At 44.9% G+C, this 14325-nt stretch carries 14 protein-coding genes; 13 read left to right on the forward strand and 1 reads right to left on the reverse strand.

The annotated features are described in order from the left end of the window. The first annotated feature begins 3 nt into the window (after positions 1 to 3). The 5 genes from lspA (at position 4) to proC (ending at position 4606) form a co-directional block, all read left to right on the forward strand. Positions 4 to 465, forward strand: a complete 462-nt coding sequence (gene lspA / locus QM870_RS00520; protein ID WP_023918362.1) for a signal peptidase II — start codon at positions 4 to 6, stop codon at positions 463 to 465. Then, positions 455 to 1345 (forward strand): RluA family pseudouridine synthase, encoded by an 891-nt coding sequence (locus QM870_RS00525; RefSeq protein WP_023918361.1) that lies wholly within the window; start codon positions 455 to 457, stop codon positions 1343 to 1345. Before lspA ends, QM870_RS00525 begins: the two co-directional genes overlap by 11 nt. A gap of 74 nt (positions 1346 to 1419) precedes the next feature. After that, positions 1420 to 2529 (forward strand): glutamate 5-kinase, encoded by a 1110-nt coding sequence (gene proB, locus QM870_RS00530; RefSeq protein WP_195529669.1) that lies wholly within the window; start codon positions 1420 to 1422, stop codon positions 2527 to 2529. Positions 2530 to 2539: 10 nt separating this feature from the next. Next, positions 2540 to 3787 (forward strand): glutamate-5-semialdehyde dehydrogenase, encoded by a 1248-nt coding sequence (locus tag QM870_RS00535; RefSeq protein WP_201037456.1) that lies wholly within the window; start codon positions 2540 to 2542, stop codon positions 3785 to 3787. A 3-nt stretch (positions 3788 to 3790) separates the two neighbouring features. Further along, a complete protein-coding gene (gene proC, locus QM870_RS00540; RefSeq protein WP_195529671.1) occupies positions 3791 to 4606 on the forward strand; it encodes a pyrroline-5-carboxylate reductase in 816 nt (271 codons plus the stop codon). Between the two features lie 449 nt (positions 4607 to 5055). Here proC and QM870_RS00545 read toward each other — a convergent pair whose 3' ends face one another. Continuing rightward, positions 5056 to 6579 carry an ATP-binding cassette domain-containing protein gene (locus tag QM870_RS00545; RefSeq protein ID WP_201037457.1) on the reverse strand — a complete coding sequence of 508 codons (1524 nt, stop codon included), beginning with the start codon at positions 6577 to 6579 and terminating at the stop codon, positions 5056 to 5058. A 318-nt stretch (positions 6580 to 6897) separates the two neighbouring features. On the opposite strand from QM870_RS00545, the gene hemW reads away from it, so the two are divergent. The 8 genes from hemW to uvrC all read left to right on the forward strand — a co-directional run bounded on the left by hemW (position 6898) and on the right by uvrC (position 14317). Beyond that, positions 6898 to 8028 carry a radical SAM family heme chaperone HemW gene (hemW, locus tag QM870_RS00550; protein ID WP_129824562.1) on the forward strand — a complete coding sequence of 377 codons (1131 nt, stop codon included), beginning with the start codon at positions 6898 to 6900 and terminating at the stop codon, positions 8026 to 8028. A gap of 3 nt (positions 8029 to 8031) precedes the next feature. Beyond that, complete coding sequence (locus QM870_RS00555; protein ID WP_414368037.1) at positions 8032 to 8787, forward strand: acyl-ACP thioesterase domain-containing protein; 756 nt, start codon at positions 8032 to 8034, stop codon at positions 8785 to 8787. Beyond that, positions 8777 to 9463, forward strand: a complete 687-nt coding sequence (locus QM870_RS00560; protein WP_021153378.1) for a hypothetical protein — start codon at positions 8777 to 8779, stop codon at positions 9461 to 9463. Before QM870_RS00555 ends, QM870_RS00560 begins: the two co-directional genes overlap by 11 nt. Continuing rightward, positions 9464 to 10234, forward strand: coding sequence for a TIGR01457 family HAD-type hydrolase (locus QM870_RS00565; protein WP_254726810.1), 771 nt, complete (start codon positions 9464 to 9466; stop codon positions 10232 to 10234). Next, positions 10227 to 10847 (forward strand): TIGR01906 family membrane protein, encoded by a 621-nt coding sequence (locus tag QM870_RS00570; protein WP_223141806.1) that lies wholly within the window; start codon positions 10227 to 10229, stop codon positions 10845 to 10847. The genes QM870_RS00565 and QM870_RS00570 overlap by 8 nt, the downstream gene beginning before the upstream one ends. After that, entirely contained in the window at positions 10844 to 11827 is a 984-nt protein-coding gene (locus tag QM870_RS00575; protein WP_414368040.1) for a CPBP family intramembrane glutamic endopeptidase, read from the forward strand. The genes QM870_RS00570 and QM870_RS00575 overlap by 4 nt, the downstream gene beginning before the upstream one ends. A 129-nt stretch (positions 11828 to 11956) precedes the next feature. Continuing rightward, a complete protein-coding gene (locus QM870_RS00580; RefSeq protein ID WP_223141808.1) occupies positions 11957 to 12364 on the forward strand; it encodes a hypothetical protein in 408 nt (135 codons plus the stop codon). 117 nt (positions 12365 to 12481) lie between these two features. Continuing rightward, a complete protein-coding gene (gene uvrC, locus QM870_RS00585) occupies positions 12482 to 14317 on the forward strand; it encodes an excinuclease ABC subunit UvrC (RefSeq protein ID WP_049487518.1) in 1836 nt (611 codons plus the stop codon). Positions 14318 to 14325: the final 8 nt, after the last annotated feature.

Below are 14325 nucleotides of genomic sequence, written 5' to 3' on the forward strand. Positions count from 1 at the left end.
GAAATGAAGAGAAAAATAATGGTTCCAGTAGCAATTGTGCTATTGGTCCTACTGGATCAGTTGGTCAAATGGTATGTAGTCAAGAACATTCCACTGGGTGTCGTTAAGTCTTTTATTCCCCATGTGGTCAGCCTGACCTATCTTCAAAACACAGGTGCAGCTTTTTCACTTCTTGAAAATCAGCAATGGTTCTTTACCCTCATCACTCTAGTCGTGATGGTAGGGGCCTTTTACTATCTTTATAAGCACCTTAAGGGGTCGCTTTGGATGGTGATGGGCTTGACCTTGGTGATTGCAGGTGGCTTGGGGAATTTTATCGATCGCCTGCGTCAGGGCTTTGTGGTCGATATGTTCCACCTGGATTTTATGAATTTTGCCATTTTTAATGTAGCAGATAGTTATTTGACAGTTGGAGTTTTCTTGCTCCTGATCCTGATGTTGAAAGAGGAAACGCATGGAAATTAAAATCGAAGTAGCCGGTGCGCGACTGGATAAGGCTTTGGCGGATTTGACTCCCTTGTCACGAGCTGTAGCCAATGAGCAGATCAAAGAAGGAAAAGTTCTGGTCAATGGAACTGTGAAAAAAGCTAAGTATACGGTCAAAGAAGGAGACATCATCCAGTATGAAGTCCCAGAAGTGGAAGAGGTCAGCTATGAAGCAGAAGATCTGCCCTTAGACATCGTCTATGAGGACCAGGATGTCGTCGTCGTCAATAAACCCCAAGGCATGGTTGTTCACCCGAGTGCCGGCCACACCAGCGGGACCTTGGTCAATGCACTGTTATACCATGTCAAGGACCTTTCAGGGATCAATGGAGAATTGCGTCCAGGGATCGTTCATCGGATCGACAAAGACACGTCAGGCCTCTTGATGGTCGCAAAAAATGACCAAGCCCACGTCGCCTTAGCAGAGGAACTCAAAGACAAAAAATCTCTCCGGAAGTATTGGGCCATTGTCCATGGCAATCTTCCTAACGATCGGGGCATGATCGAAGCACCAATTGGTCGCAGTGAAAAGGACCGGAAAAAACAAGCAGTGACGGCTAAAGGAAAACCTGCAGTGACCCGTTTTCAAGTCTTGGAACGCTTTGGGGATTACACGCTGGTAGAGTTGCAACTGGAGACTGGTCGGACCCACCAAATTCGGGTGCATATGGCCTATATTGGCCATCCAGTAGCTGGAGATCCTGCTTATGGACCTAAGAAAACACTCAAAGGACAAGGACAGTTTCTTCATGCGCGGACACTTGGTTTCACCCACCCTCGCACAGGAGAGACTTTGGAATTTACAGCAGAAGTGCCAGCGATCTTTGAGAAAACGCTGGAAGACCTTCGAAAAGGATAATGGAGAATGGCTGAATGGAGATTCAGTCACTTTCATTACTTACGAAATAAATAGTATTAGAAAGAATCACAGCGATGAAAGCAAAACGAATCGTCTTTAAAGTAGGGACCTCGTCTTTGACCAATCCAGACGGGAGCCTCTCTAGACAGAAGGTCAAGGTCATCACCCAGCAGTTGGCTCTCTTACACGAATCGGGCCATGAGTTGATCTTGGTCTCATCAGGGGCGGTTGCTGCTGGGTTTGGTGCCCTTGGTTTTAAGAAACGGCCGATTAAGGTGGCAGACAAGCAAGCCTCTGCGGCAGTTGGTCAAGGTTTATTGATGGAAGAATATACCTCTAATCTTCTTTTACGCAATATTGTTTCTGCACAGATTTTATTAACCCAGGATGACTTTGCGGATCAACGTCGCTATAAGAATGCCCACCAGGCCCTTTCTGTCTTACTCAACCGTGGGGCGATTCCGATTATCAATGAAAATGATACGGTCTCTATCGCTGAGCTAAAAGTTGGTGACAATGATACCTTGAGTGCGCAGGTTGCGGCCATGGCCCAAGCGGATCTTTTGGTGCTGTTGACGGATGTCGATGGCCTCTATACAGCCAATCCTTCTCAGGATCCAACAGCCAAGCGTTTGGAGCGGATCGAGCACATTTCTCGCGAGATGATCGAGATGGCTGGAGGTGCGGGTAGTAGCAATGGAACTGGCGGTATGCTGACCAAACTCAAGGCAGCGACCCTGGCGACAGAGTCTGGGGTTCCTGTCTATATTTGCTCATCTCTCAAGCCTGATGCCTTGATCGAAGCGGCGCAAGAGCAAGCAGATGGCAGTTACTTCCTTGCAGAGGACAAGGGTTTAAAAACCCAGAAGCAATGGCTAGCCTTTTATGCAGAAAGTAAAGGAGCTCTTTGGGTGGATGCTGGAGCGGCTGAGGCCTTGTTGCAATATGGAAAGAGCTTATTAATTTCGGGTGTGACTAAGGCAGAAGGGGATTTTTCTTATCAAGACATCGTCAGCGTCTATCATCAAGAGTCAGGACAATTACTAGGGAAAGGGAAAGTTCGTCTCGGCCAGTCGGCTGTGCGCGATATGCTCCAATCTAAAAAAGCCAAGGGAATCCTCATCCACCGGGATGATTGGATCTCGGTAACTCCTGAGATTGACTTACTCTTTACAGAATTCTAAAGGAAAATGTATGGAAACAACACAAGAACAATTTGCCTTAGCGGGATCGGCTAAGAAAAGCATCAATACGGCCAGTACAGCTCTTAAAAATCAGGCCTTAGAAGCTATGGCCAGCCAGCTTCTGAAAGCGACGGAAGCCATTTTAGCAGCCAATCAAATCGATATGGAAGCGGCACGCGGGAAGATCTCTGAAGTCATGCTAGATCGTCTATTTCTTGATCAAGAGCGGATTGAAGGGATGGCAGAAGGGATCCGTGCTTTAATCGATCTGCCAGATCCGATTGGGGAAGTGCTGGATACTGAAGTTTTGGAAAATGGCCTTGAAATCCAGAAAGTTCGAGTCGCTATGGGCGTCATTGGGATCATTTATGAAAGCCGTCCAAATGTAACGTCAGACGCTGCAGCGCTTGCCATCAAGAGTGGAAATGCAGTGGTTCTTCGTACTGGAAAGGATGCCTTTCATTCTGCCCAAGCGATCGTGACCGCACTCAAGGCTGGATTGGAAGAAGTCGGACTCAATCCAGACCTTCTCCAATTGATCCAAGATACGAGTCGAGCTTCCAGCCTTGCTATGATGAAGGCTAAGGGCTATCTAGATTTGCTCATTCCACGTGGTGGTGCTGGATTGATCCAAGCGGTGGTTGAAAATGCCATTGTCCCCGTGATCGAGACAGGAACTGGAATTGTTCATGTCTATGTGGACAAGGAGGCTGACTTCCAGAAAGCCCTAGCGATTATTGAAAATGCCAAGACCAGTCGCCCCTCTGTCTGCAACGCTATGGAGGTCTTGTTGGTCGATCGAGCGATCGCGTCTGATTTCTTGCCTTTGGTCAAAGAGCGCTTAGTGGATGCACGAGAAAGATCCGTTGAGTTGCGCCTAGATGAGCAAGCACAGGCCATCATTTCGGGAACAGCAGCACAGGAGCAGGATTTTGATACCGAATTTTTAGATTATATATTAGCAGTCAAGGTCGTTGATGGAGTTGAGGAAGCGGTGGACCACATAGAAGCCCACAGCACCCATCATTCGGATGCCATTGTGACTGAAAATCCTGAGACAGCCGCTTATTTTACAAAGCAAGTAGATTCAGCAGCCGTTTATGTCAATGCGTCTACACGCTTTACAGATGGGGGTCAATTTGGCCTAGGTTGTGAAATGGGGATCTCGACGCAGAAACTCCATGCGCGTGGACCAATGGGACTGCGGGAGATGACTAGTTACAAGTATATCGTCAGTGGAAATGGTCAAGTGAGGTAAGTCATGAAAGTAGCATTTATCGGTCTTGGAAATATGGGAGCTAGTCTGGCCAAAGCGGTCGCAAAAGAAGTGGCTAGCACAGACCTGCTCTTGGTCAATCGTTCCCCACAAAAGGTGGAAGAGTTTATCAGCCAGTATGGGGGAACGGCGTCTGATCTTGAACAAGTCTTTCAAGAGGCGGAGGTCATCTTTTTAGGTGTCAAACCCTACCAAATCTGCCCTTTACTTGAAGAGTACCAGGATATTTTGGGCCAACGTTCCAATCTCCTGTTGGTTTCTATGGCAGCAGGTCTGGAACTGGAGCAAATGGCAAGTGTAGTTAAAAATGAGCGGGTGGGTCTCATCCGCATCATGCCTAATACGCCCGTAGCTATTGGTCAGGGTGTCATCAGTTTAGCCCGCTCCCAAGTAGTGACAGACCAACAGCTAGCCCAAGTCAACCGGCTTCTAGCAGGAGCAGGAGTTCTCTATGAAATCGAAGAAAAATTGATGGATCCTGCAACGGCTGTTGCAGGCTGTGGTCCAGCCTTTGTCTATCAGATGATCGAGGCCATGGCGGATGCAGGAGTAGCCTTGGGATTACCACGTAGTCAGTCTCTTCAGATGGCGGCTCAGACCTTCAAAGGGGCTGCCAGTATGGTCTTAGAGACGGGGCAACATCCTGGAAGCTTGAAGGATGCAGTTTGTAGCCCAGGTGGCTCAACCATAGCAGGAGTCAATCGCTTAGAACAAGTCGGCCTTCGGGGCGATATTATTGCAGGTGTGGAAGCAGCCTACAAACGCACCCAAGAAATGGGACAAGAGGCAGGACAAAATTAGATAAAATAATTGGTCAAAACCAAGTTTGGAGAACGTTGACGAACTGTTCTTTTATACAAATCTAACAAATTCAGAGTTATCCAATCCTCTATTGAAACTTTTCGCCGTGAGAAAAGTGCCTGAAACTTAATGGTTTCAAGCACTCGGGAGTTTTGAGAGTAAAACAGTTCGGGGAACTGTTTTAGCCTGAGCCTAAAAATTGAAAAGCGAAGGGGTTCAAAACGAATTGAACACGGGCTGCGGATTGTGTCAAAAAGATAAGTTCTCCTAGAATCTAAAGATTCTGCGTCAAACTTCCTATTTTGACTTTATCCGCAGACGCCCTCTGTATCTTGATTTAGTCATGGAACTTCTATGAAGTTCGCTGACGTCCGTTCTCACCTAAGGAAAGTTTCTAAGAGGACTTTATTTTCAATGTAAAAGATTGGTTTTGGCCAATCTTTTTTACGTTAGAGCGACTCTATTTCTACCAAACCATTTTCAGTCAGACGATAGATTTTTTGGCAGACTTCCTTGAGGAAGGTCCGATCGTGGGATACTGTAACCAGTCCGCCTGGGTAGTCTGCGAATAGGCGACGAATTTCTGGTTGGGAAGTGGGGGAAAAATTGCGAGTAGGCTCGTCCAAGAGCAGAAACTGGGGACTTGTGAGTACTAATTGAAGGAGAAAGAGTTTGCCTTGCTGGCCACCAGAAAGTTCAGAGATAGGATGGTGCATTTCAGAATAAGTAAAGTTGAGGGAGGCTAAATGCAATTGAATGGTGTTGATTTCTTCGCGATCGCCTGAATGCTGTAGAAATTGAACCGGTGTCTGAGTCAAAGGAAGGCGTTCAGTGTAATCTTGAGGCATATAGGCAGTGCGAATACTTTCATTCTTCCGTAAGATCTCCCAGATCATTTTTAGAAAAGTGGATTTCCCTACACCGTTGGAACCGATAATCCCTATTTTATCCTGTCCTAGAAGAGTAAGAGAGAGGTTCTTGACCAGGACACGGTCACCAATTGCGAGCTCTTCCTGATCTAAGAGAAGGACTCGTTTTTGAGGAGACAAGGGAGTGAGGGGAGGGAAATGCAGATTGATGATTTCCTCATCATAGGGTTGGGAAGTCATGGATTGGAATTCTCGCTCGTAGCGCTTTTCTTGTGAGAGGAGGGACTTCATTTTCTTTGCTAGGAGACGTCCGGCAGTGCTATCCTTGGTGTTTCGTAAGGATGTTTCGACTTGCTGACGGACGCGACGGTGCTTCTCCATTGTTTTCTTGTAGGCTCGTTGATCGTTGGCCGCTTGCTGAGACTGTTGCTTGAATTGTTGCTCCCTCTGATTACTGTAGTCTTGATAGCCTAGGTGCTCTACAATGGTTTCAGCCTCCTTGCGGTGTTTGATCTGTCTGAGGTGAATGATGGTATCCGCCGTCTGAGTCAAAAAATCTTCATGATGGGAAATAAATAGGATGGTTTGGGGACTCGTTTGGATCATCTGCTGGAGCCAATCCAAGGTCTCCAAATCCAGATCATTTGAAGGTTCATCTAAAAATAGCAATTCATGAGGACAACAAAGTTCGTGAAGCAGTTGGACTTTGAGGGCTTCTCCTCCAGATAGACTTCCGATAGCTTGATCGCTTGCAAAGCGCTCGCTATTAAAATGCAATTGATCAGCCAATCTGTAGAGGCTGGCATAGTCTAGCTCGTCCTCTCCAAAAAAATAATCTTCCAAGGTTTTTCCCTTCAAAGCTTCCGGTAAAGTTTGGGGAATATAGGCATAGGAGTGAAAGGAAGTGGTGATTTCTCCTTCTATGGTCAGATAATCTGGTAGAGATTTTGGGGACATGAGGACCTGAAGTAAGGAAGATTTTCCATTCCCTTCTTCGCCAATAATGGCAACTTTTTCTCCTTCATGAATGGTTAGGGACAGATCACGAACCAGATCGCGTAAATCTTTTGTATGTCGGATAGTGAGGTGGGATAGTTTTAGCATAAGATTCCTTTCTACTGGGACAAAAAACAGCTCTACCTATTTAGTAGAGCTGTATTCATGTGGAACCCAAGCAGAAAAAAACCTTATTTAGCCAACAAATGGTTGGAGAATAGGCGAGAGGGTACACAAAAAGAGATAGAACAAGCAGTCCACTAAATAAAGTATTTTATTTAACGAAACTTAGTTGTTCATATCTCCTTACCTCCGAATATGATTAGATTTATTCTATTCCTTTTATTCGTTAATGTCAAGGAATTCCTTGCTTCTTATTCCCTTTTCTTTTCGGACCCGGGGGGATTTTATGGTATAATTAAAGATATGCATACAAAACCAACGTCCGCTTATGTCCACATCCCATTTTGTACCCAGATTTGTTTTTATTGTGATTTTTCGAAGGTCTTTATTAAGAACCAACCAGTCGATGCTTATTTGGATCATTTGATCCAAGAATTTCGTCGGGAAGAAATCACACACTTACGGACTCTCTATATTGGGGGTGGGACACCGACAGCCTTATCTGCAGATCAGCTAGCCTATCTGCTCAAGGAACTGACCAAGTCGCTTGATCTGTCTCAGATGGAAGAGCTGACGATCGAGGCCAATCCTGGTGATTTGGATCCGGATAAGATTGCGGTCTTGAAGGATTCGCCAGTTAATCGGGTTTCATTGGGCGTGCAGACCTTTGATAATCGCTTGCTCAAGAAGATTGGTCGAAGTCACCAAGAGCAGGACATTTATGACAATATCGACCGTCTGAAGCTGGCTGGTTTTGACAATATTTCGATCGACCTCATCTATGCGCTTCCGACACAAACCATGGACCAGGTCAAAGAGAATGTTGCTAAGGCTCGTGCCCTTGACATTCCCCACATGAGTCTTTATAGCTTGATTCTGGAGAATCACACAGTCTTTATGAATCGCATGAGACGGGGCAAGCTTCCTCTACCAAAAGAGGAGTTGGAAGCAGAGATGTTTGAATACATTATTCAGGAGTTGGAGCGAGCGGGCTTTGAGCATTACGAAATTTCTAATTTCTCCAAGCCTGGTTTTGAAAGTCGACACAATCTCATGTATTGGGACAATGCTGAGTATTATGGTCTGGGAGCTGGAGCATCCGGCTATGTCGATGGGATTCGCTACAAGAATCATGGCCCCATTCGTCACTATATGCAAGCTGTCGAAGAGGGAAATGCGCGTGTCCAAGAAGAGCATCTGACTCAGACAGAAATGATGGAAGAAGAGATGTTTCTAGGACTACGTAAGAAAACAGGCGTTTCCAAGAAGCGTTTTGAAGAAAAATTTGGTGTGAATTTTGACCAACAATATGGATCAGTGGTTGAGGAATTGATCCAGCAGGGCCTTTTGGTACCTGACAAGGACATTGTACGAATGACCAAGAAAGGTCTCTTTTTAGGAGACACTGTAGCAGAGAAGTTTATTTTGGAGTAGAAAATGGCAAAAACATTTGAATACAGCATGAAAATTCCGTTTGATATGAGCGATGTCAATGGTTATATTAAGATTCCCCAATTGATCTTGCTGTCTTTACAGGTATCGGGCATGCAATCGATTGAGCTGGGTATGAGTGATATGTACATTTTAGAGAACTACAATCTAGTCTGGATTATCACGGATTACAATATGAAGATCGAGCGTCTCCCTGTTTTTGATGAGAAAATCACTATCGAAACCTATGCCAAGAGTCACAATCGACTTTTCTGCTACCGGGCCTTTAATATCAAGGATGAAGCAGGAAATACTATCATTGAGATGGTCGCGACCTTTGTCTTGATGGATCGTGTTACACGCAAGGTTCATCCTGTTATGAGTGAAATCACGGATGCCTTTGACTCTGAATTTTCAAAAACCATGCTCCGTGGTCCCCGTTTCAAAGAATTAGAAGGCAGCGTCGAACAAGAATACCGGGTTCGGTTTTACGACTTGGATATGAACGGACATGTCAACAATAGCAAGTACTTGGACTGGGTTTTTGAGGTGATGGGAGCAGACTTCTTGACCCATCATGTCCCTAAAAAAGTTCATCTGAAATATGTCAAAGAAGTGCTGGCAGGAGGTCTCATCACCTCTCAATATGAACAAGAGGGCTTGAAAACTCAGCACCAAATTACTTCAGATGGTCAGATCAATGCCCAAGCTGAAATTGAGTGGGAAGAAGTAGAAGAAAAGGGTTGGAATTATGGAAAGTAGAAGATTAAAAAATAAAAAACAGGAACTTGAAAGCTATCAAAAACGGGTTGTGGCCTATGCCAAGCGTCAAAAGAACCCTTTGTACATGTTGGGAGATTGGCTCTTGACTCTTTGTGCTTTGGGCATCATCCTGGTAGAGGAAATTTATAAATTTTTCCGCTATCGCTTGAATTTAGAGAGTTTTAATCGCTTTTTAAGAGAAGATATACGCTGGTATCGGGTCTGGATCCATTTCACCTTGGCCTTTCTTTTACCGGTCATGATCTTCTCGATTGGGATTACTAGCCAATCAGGATCCTTCTGGTCCAATTTCTATCACCGCTTGTCTCAAGGCGTGCTCTTTAGCACAACAGTCAGCCTCGCTGCGACCTTAGTGACGGATTTTGTGGAGAATTTGCAACCAGAAACTAAGTCTGACGGGAAAAATCGGAGCACTAAACGCACGGTTTATCAAATCAGTGTGGATCAGGCAACCGTGATAGGCTTGTTATTGACCATTGTGATCCTCATGGTAGCATCCTTCTTGTTCACCCAATCGGGAAGTCAAGGGATTAATTTTACAGGTTTGGTGTTACAATTTGTCCTCTATGCTGGAGCATTGCTCTTATATGGTTCTGGTGGACGAGTCGATGCAGAGAAGTTTCATGAAGAAGCTGACACAGAAAGGGAAGAATAAATGCACTATAAGGGCTATTTGATTGATTTGGATGGCACTATTTACAAAGGAAAATCACGAATTCCTGCAGGAGAAGCTTTTGTCCATGAATTGCAGGCGCGTGAGATTCCCTATCTCTTTGTCACCAATAACACTACCCGCACACCAGAGACTGTTCGGGATATGCTGGCCACTCATTTCAATATAAAAACCCCAGTTTCGACTATCTATACAGCTACCCTTGCGACCATTGACTACATGAATGACCAAAATCTGGGCAAAAAGGTCTATGTGATCGGAGAAGCGGGGCTCAAAGATGCTATTGAAGAAGCTGGCTATATCATCGATGAAGAAGCACCTGATTATGTGGTGATTGGCCTCGATTGGCAAGTGGATTATGAGAAGTTTGCTCTTGCGACCTTGGCGATTCAAAAAGGAGCTCACTTTATTGGGACCAATCCGGACCTGAACATTCCAACAGAGCGTGGCTTGATGCCAGGGGCAGGATCCCTGATTGCCCTTGTCGAAGCAGCAACACGGGTAGAGCCTGTGATCATTGGAAAACCAAAGGCCATCATCATGGATAAGGCTATTGAACACTTGGGTCTTGAAAGAGAAGAAGTCGTTATGGTAGGGGATAATTATCTAACAGATATTCGTGCTGGTATTGACAATGGGATTCCGACCCTTTTGGTGACGACAGGTTTTACCAAACCAGAAGAAGTGCCAACCTTACCAATCTCACCGACACATGTTGTTGCCAGTCTAGCGGAGTGGGATTTTGATGCTTAAAAGTTTGAAATCAATTAACCTATTTTTCTTTATCTTGTCAGCTGCAATCCTTCTCACCATTGCTCTCGCTTGGGCCCTCTATCCCATGGAGATTCATTGGTTGGGGATTCAAAGCCGGACTGGTTTTTCGGCTTCTGTCATCATGAAGAATTTTAATGTCTTGATGAACTACTTGACCAATCCTTTTCAATGGGTGTTGAAGATGCCTCAATTCCCCTCTTCAAAAAATGGACTGCATCATTTTGAGGCCGTCAAGTACCTATTTCACTTAGTGACGGTCGTTTTCGTGGTCACACTCCCTGGTTTTATCCAGTTTATGCGGACAGTTGTCAAAAAAGGCTACCTTACCTTGTACCGTAGTCTCTTCTTTTGGATGATGGTTTTACCAGTGGTGATTGCAGTGATAGCTGTTATGATTGGCTTTGATCAATTCTTTACGCTCTTTCATCAGGTCTTATTTGCTGGGGACAATACTTGGCTCTTTGATCCGCGCGTGGATTCGATTATTCTTGCATTACCAGAAGACTACTTTATGCATGCCTTTTTGATTTTCTTTGTCTTATACGAAGGAATGTGTGCAAGTTTTTATCTATTTTCTAGGAGGAAGAAATGAACCAATACAACCGATTATTAGACCCTAAAAAAGATATAGGAAGGTATTCTGGGACCCTTGCCATTTATCTCTTGGTAATGACCTTGGTAACCGTCCTGTGGGAAGTCCTCCTTGGATTGACCATAGCAGGCTCTCTCAGAAAAGATCCAAGTCAAGTAACGGAGAAACTCAATGCCCTGAATGTTTGGGCAGGTATTCCCTACCTTATCTCTATTTCCATTGGACTCTTTCTCTTTAATGCTTATCGCAAGAAGGCCCTTTATAAATATGATCTTAAGCACAAGGGACGTAAGATGACTCTTTCAGTCTTCTTTATTCTTCTCGCCTTTCTTGGCTTTTCTCAAGTCTTTTCATCTGTGATGACACAAGTGATTGAGCGCATGTTTGAGACCATTGGCCTTCATTCTCCAACACCCGATCTAGGTGTTACGATTGAGCGATCATGGACCATGCTCTTGTATGCTGGCTTTTTTGGTCCAATCACAGAGGAATTCTTCTTCCGTGGAGCAGGCTTGCGTGGCTTGGAACGGTATGGCAAGGTCTTTGCCATTGTCATGACGGCTATCTTGTTTGGTCTCTTCCATGCCAATTTTGATCAGCTCTTTTTCGCGAGTATCATTGGCCTAGGTTTCGGCTACATTGCCTTTGAATACAATATCTGGTGGGCTATTTTCTATCACATTTTCAATAACTTTGTCATTTCCCAAGGCCTGCATTATGTAGCCTATCATGTGGATGAGGGACTAGCGAATTGGCTCCAAATCGGTGTTTTAGCTATTGGTTCCATTGTGATGATAGTGGTTCTTGCGACTAAATGGCCAACTATCAAGGCTTATATTCAAGCCAATAAACCTCAACCGGGAGTTTTCCAGCGTGCCCTCGCGTCCTTCTGGTTCTGGTTCTTCGTGCTATTCACTATCCTGATGTCTATTGTTCCTTATGTGATTCCGATCTTCCAGATGGCTAATCTCAAAGGATAAAGATTATCGATTGCTAGTAAAGGGGGATCGTTTTAGATCTCTCTTTTTTGCTATAATAGAAAAAGTAGAAATGCAAAATTTGAACTTTAAAAAAACGAAATTTAAAATTAAATGGAGTAATGGTTACTAATGAAAAATAAATCTAAAAAATGGAAATGGTTTCTGTTGATTATTCCTGCACTGATGATTTTAGGGATTATCACGACTACCCTTGATGAGATGAAATCAAAAGATGGAATATACTATCTGACGGTAAAAAATGAATCAACTAAAACGGCCTCCCTAGATAAAACATCGTGGATAAAAATAGAAGGAGAGCAGATAACCATAAAGGAAGGTAGTTCAGAGCATACTTACTCATATGATACTGAAAATAATGAATTTGTTAGAGATTCAGAGAAGTACACTTGTTTGATACATGATGGGCTTTTAACCCTTTCAGGAGATCAACCACAAAAGGAATTACCTGAATATGTCAGTCCGAATAGTAGTTGGTATTCGGGATATGAAAAAGGGCAAGTGAAGATAAAGGATTGAGGATGACTATCTGATATACCTTTTAATAATTATTTTTTACTTGGTGAAGGTGGATAACAATAATACAAACATACTAGAGAGAGGCTACCCCCTCTCTTTTTTGCTATAATAGAGAGTATGAATAACTTGATTAAATCCAAGCTCGAGCTCTTGCCGACGAGTCCGGGCTGTTACATTCACAAAGACAAGAACGGTACCATCATCTATGTGGGGAAGGCCAAGAATCTTCGCAACCGGGTGCGGTCCTATTTTAGAGGAAGCCACGATACCAAGACAGAAGCCCTGGTATCTGAGATTGTGGATTTTGAGTTTATCGTCACTGAGTCCAATATTGAGGCCTTGCTTCTTGAGATCAACCTCATCAAGGAGAACAAGCCCAAGTACAATATCATGCTCAAGGATGACAAGTCCTATCCCTTCATCAAGATTACCAATGAGCGCTATCCGCGTCTTATCATCACGCGCCAGGTCAAAAAGGATGGTGGTCTCTATTTCGGTCCCTATCCAGATGTGGGAGCAGCCAATGAGATCAAGCGGCTTTTGGACCGGATTTTCCCATTCCGCAAGTGTACCAATCCGCCTTCCAAGGTCTGCTTTTACTACCATTTAGGGCAATGCATGGCTCATACAGTCTGCCACAAGGATGAGGCTTATTTCAAGGGCATGGCCCAGGAGGTTTCTGATTTCCTCAAGGGGCAGGATGATAAGATCATCGATGAGCTCAAGCTCAAAATGAATACCGCTGCGCAAAACATGGAATTCGAGCGGGCAGCCGAGTATCGGGATCTGATCCAGGCTATTGGGACCCTGCGGACCAAACAGCGGGTCATGGCCAAGGATTTGCAGAACCGGGATGTCTTTGGCTACTACGTGGACAAGGGCTGGATGTGTGTGCAGGTCTTCTTTGTCCGTCAGGGCAAACTGATCGAGCGCGACGTCAATCTCTTTCCTTACTATAATGATCCAGATGAGGATTTCTTGACCTATGTGGGGCAGTTTTACCAGGAGAAATCCCACCTGATCCCTAATGAAATCCTGATCCCTCAAGATATCGATGAGGAAGCGGTCAAGGCCCTTGTAGATACCAAGGTCCTCAAGCCCCAGCGTGGGGAGAAGAAGCAGTTGGTCAATCTGGCCATCAAGAATGCGCGTGTCAGTCTGGAGCAGAAGTTCAATCTTCTTGAAAAATCCATGGAAAAGACCCAAGGTGCCATTGAAAATCTTGGAAAACTCCTGCAAATTCCAACTCCTGTGCGCATTGAGTCCTTTGACAACTCCAACATCATGGGGACCAGTCCAGTTTCAGCCATGGTGGTCTTTGTCAATGGGAAGCCAAGCAAAAAGGACTACCGCAAGTACAAGATCAAGACCGTCGTCGGACCAGATGACTATGCCAGCATGCGGGAGGTCATTCGCAGACGCTACAGCCGGGTTATGCGGGATGGCCTGACGCCACCTGATCTGATCGTTATCGATGGTGGTCAGGGCCAGGTTAATATCGCTAAACAGGTGATCCAAGAAGAGTTAGGGCTGGATATTCCCATTGCAGGCCTACAAAAGAATGACAAGCACCAGACCCATGAATTGCTCTTTGGCGATCCTCTCCAAATTATTGAACTTTCGCGCACCTCACAGGAATTTTTCCTCCTCCAACGGATCCAGGATGAGGTCCACCGTTTCGCCATCACCTTCCACCGCCAGCTTCGGTCTAAGAATTCCTTCTCCTCCCAGCTGGATGGGATCGAAGGCTTGGGACCAAAACGCAAGCAATTGCTGATGAAGCACTTCAAGTCGCTGACCAAGATCAAAGAAGCTACTGTAGATGAGATTGTCACGGTTGGCATCCCACGAGCAGTCGCGGAGGCAGTGCAAGCCAAGCTCCATCAAGGAAAGCAAGAAGAAGCAAGTCCCTTGATGGAAGTTGCGGAGGATTCTGAATCATACCAATCATAAGGAGTTTA

Origin of the sequence: Streptococcus parasanguinis (assembly GCF_047463195.1) — a bacterium.
GTDB classification, from domain to species: Bacteria; Bacillota; Bacilli; order Lactobacillales; family Streptococcaceae; genus Streptococcus; species Streptococcus parasanguinis_R.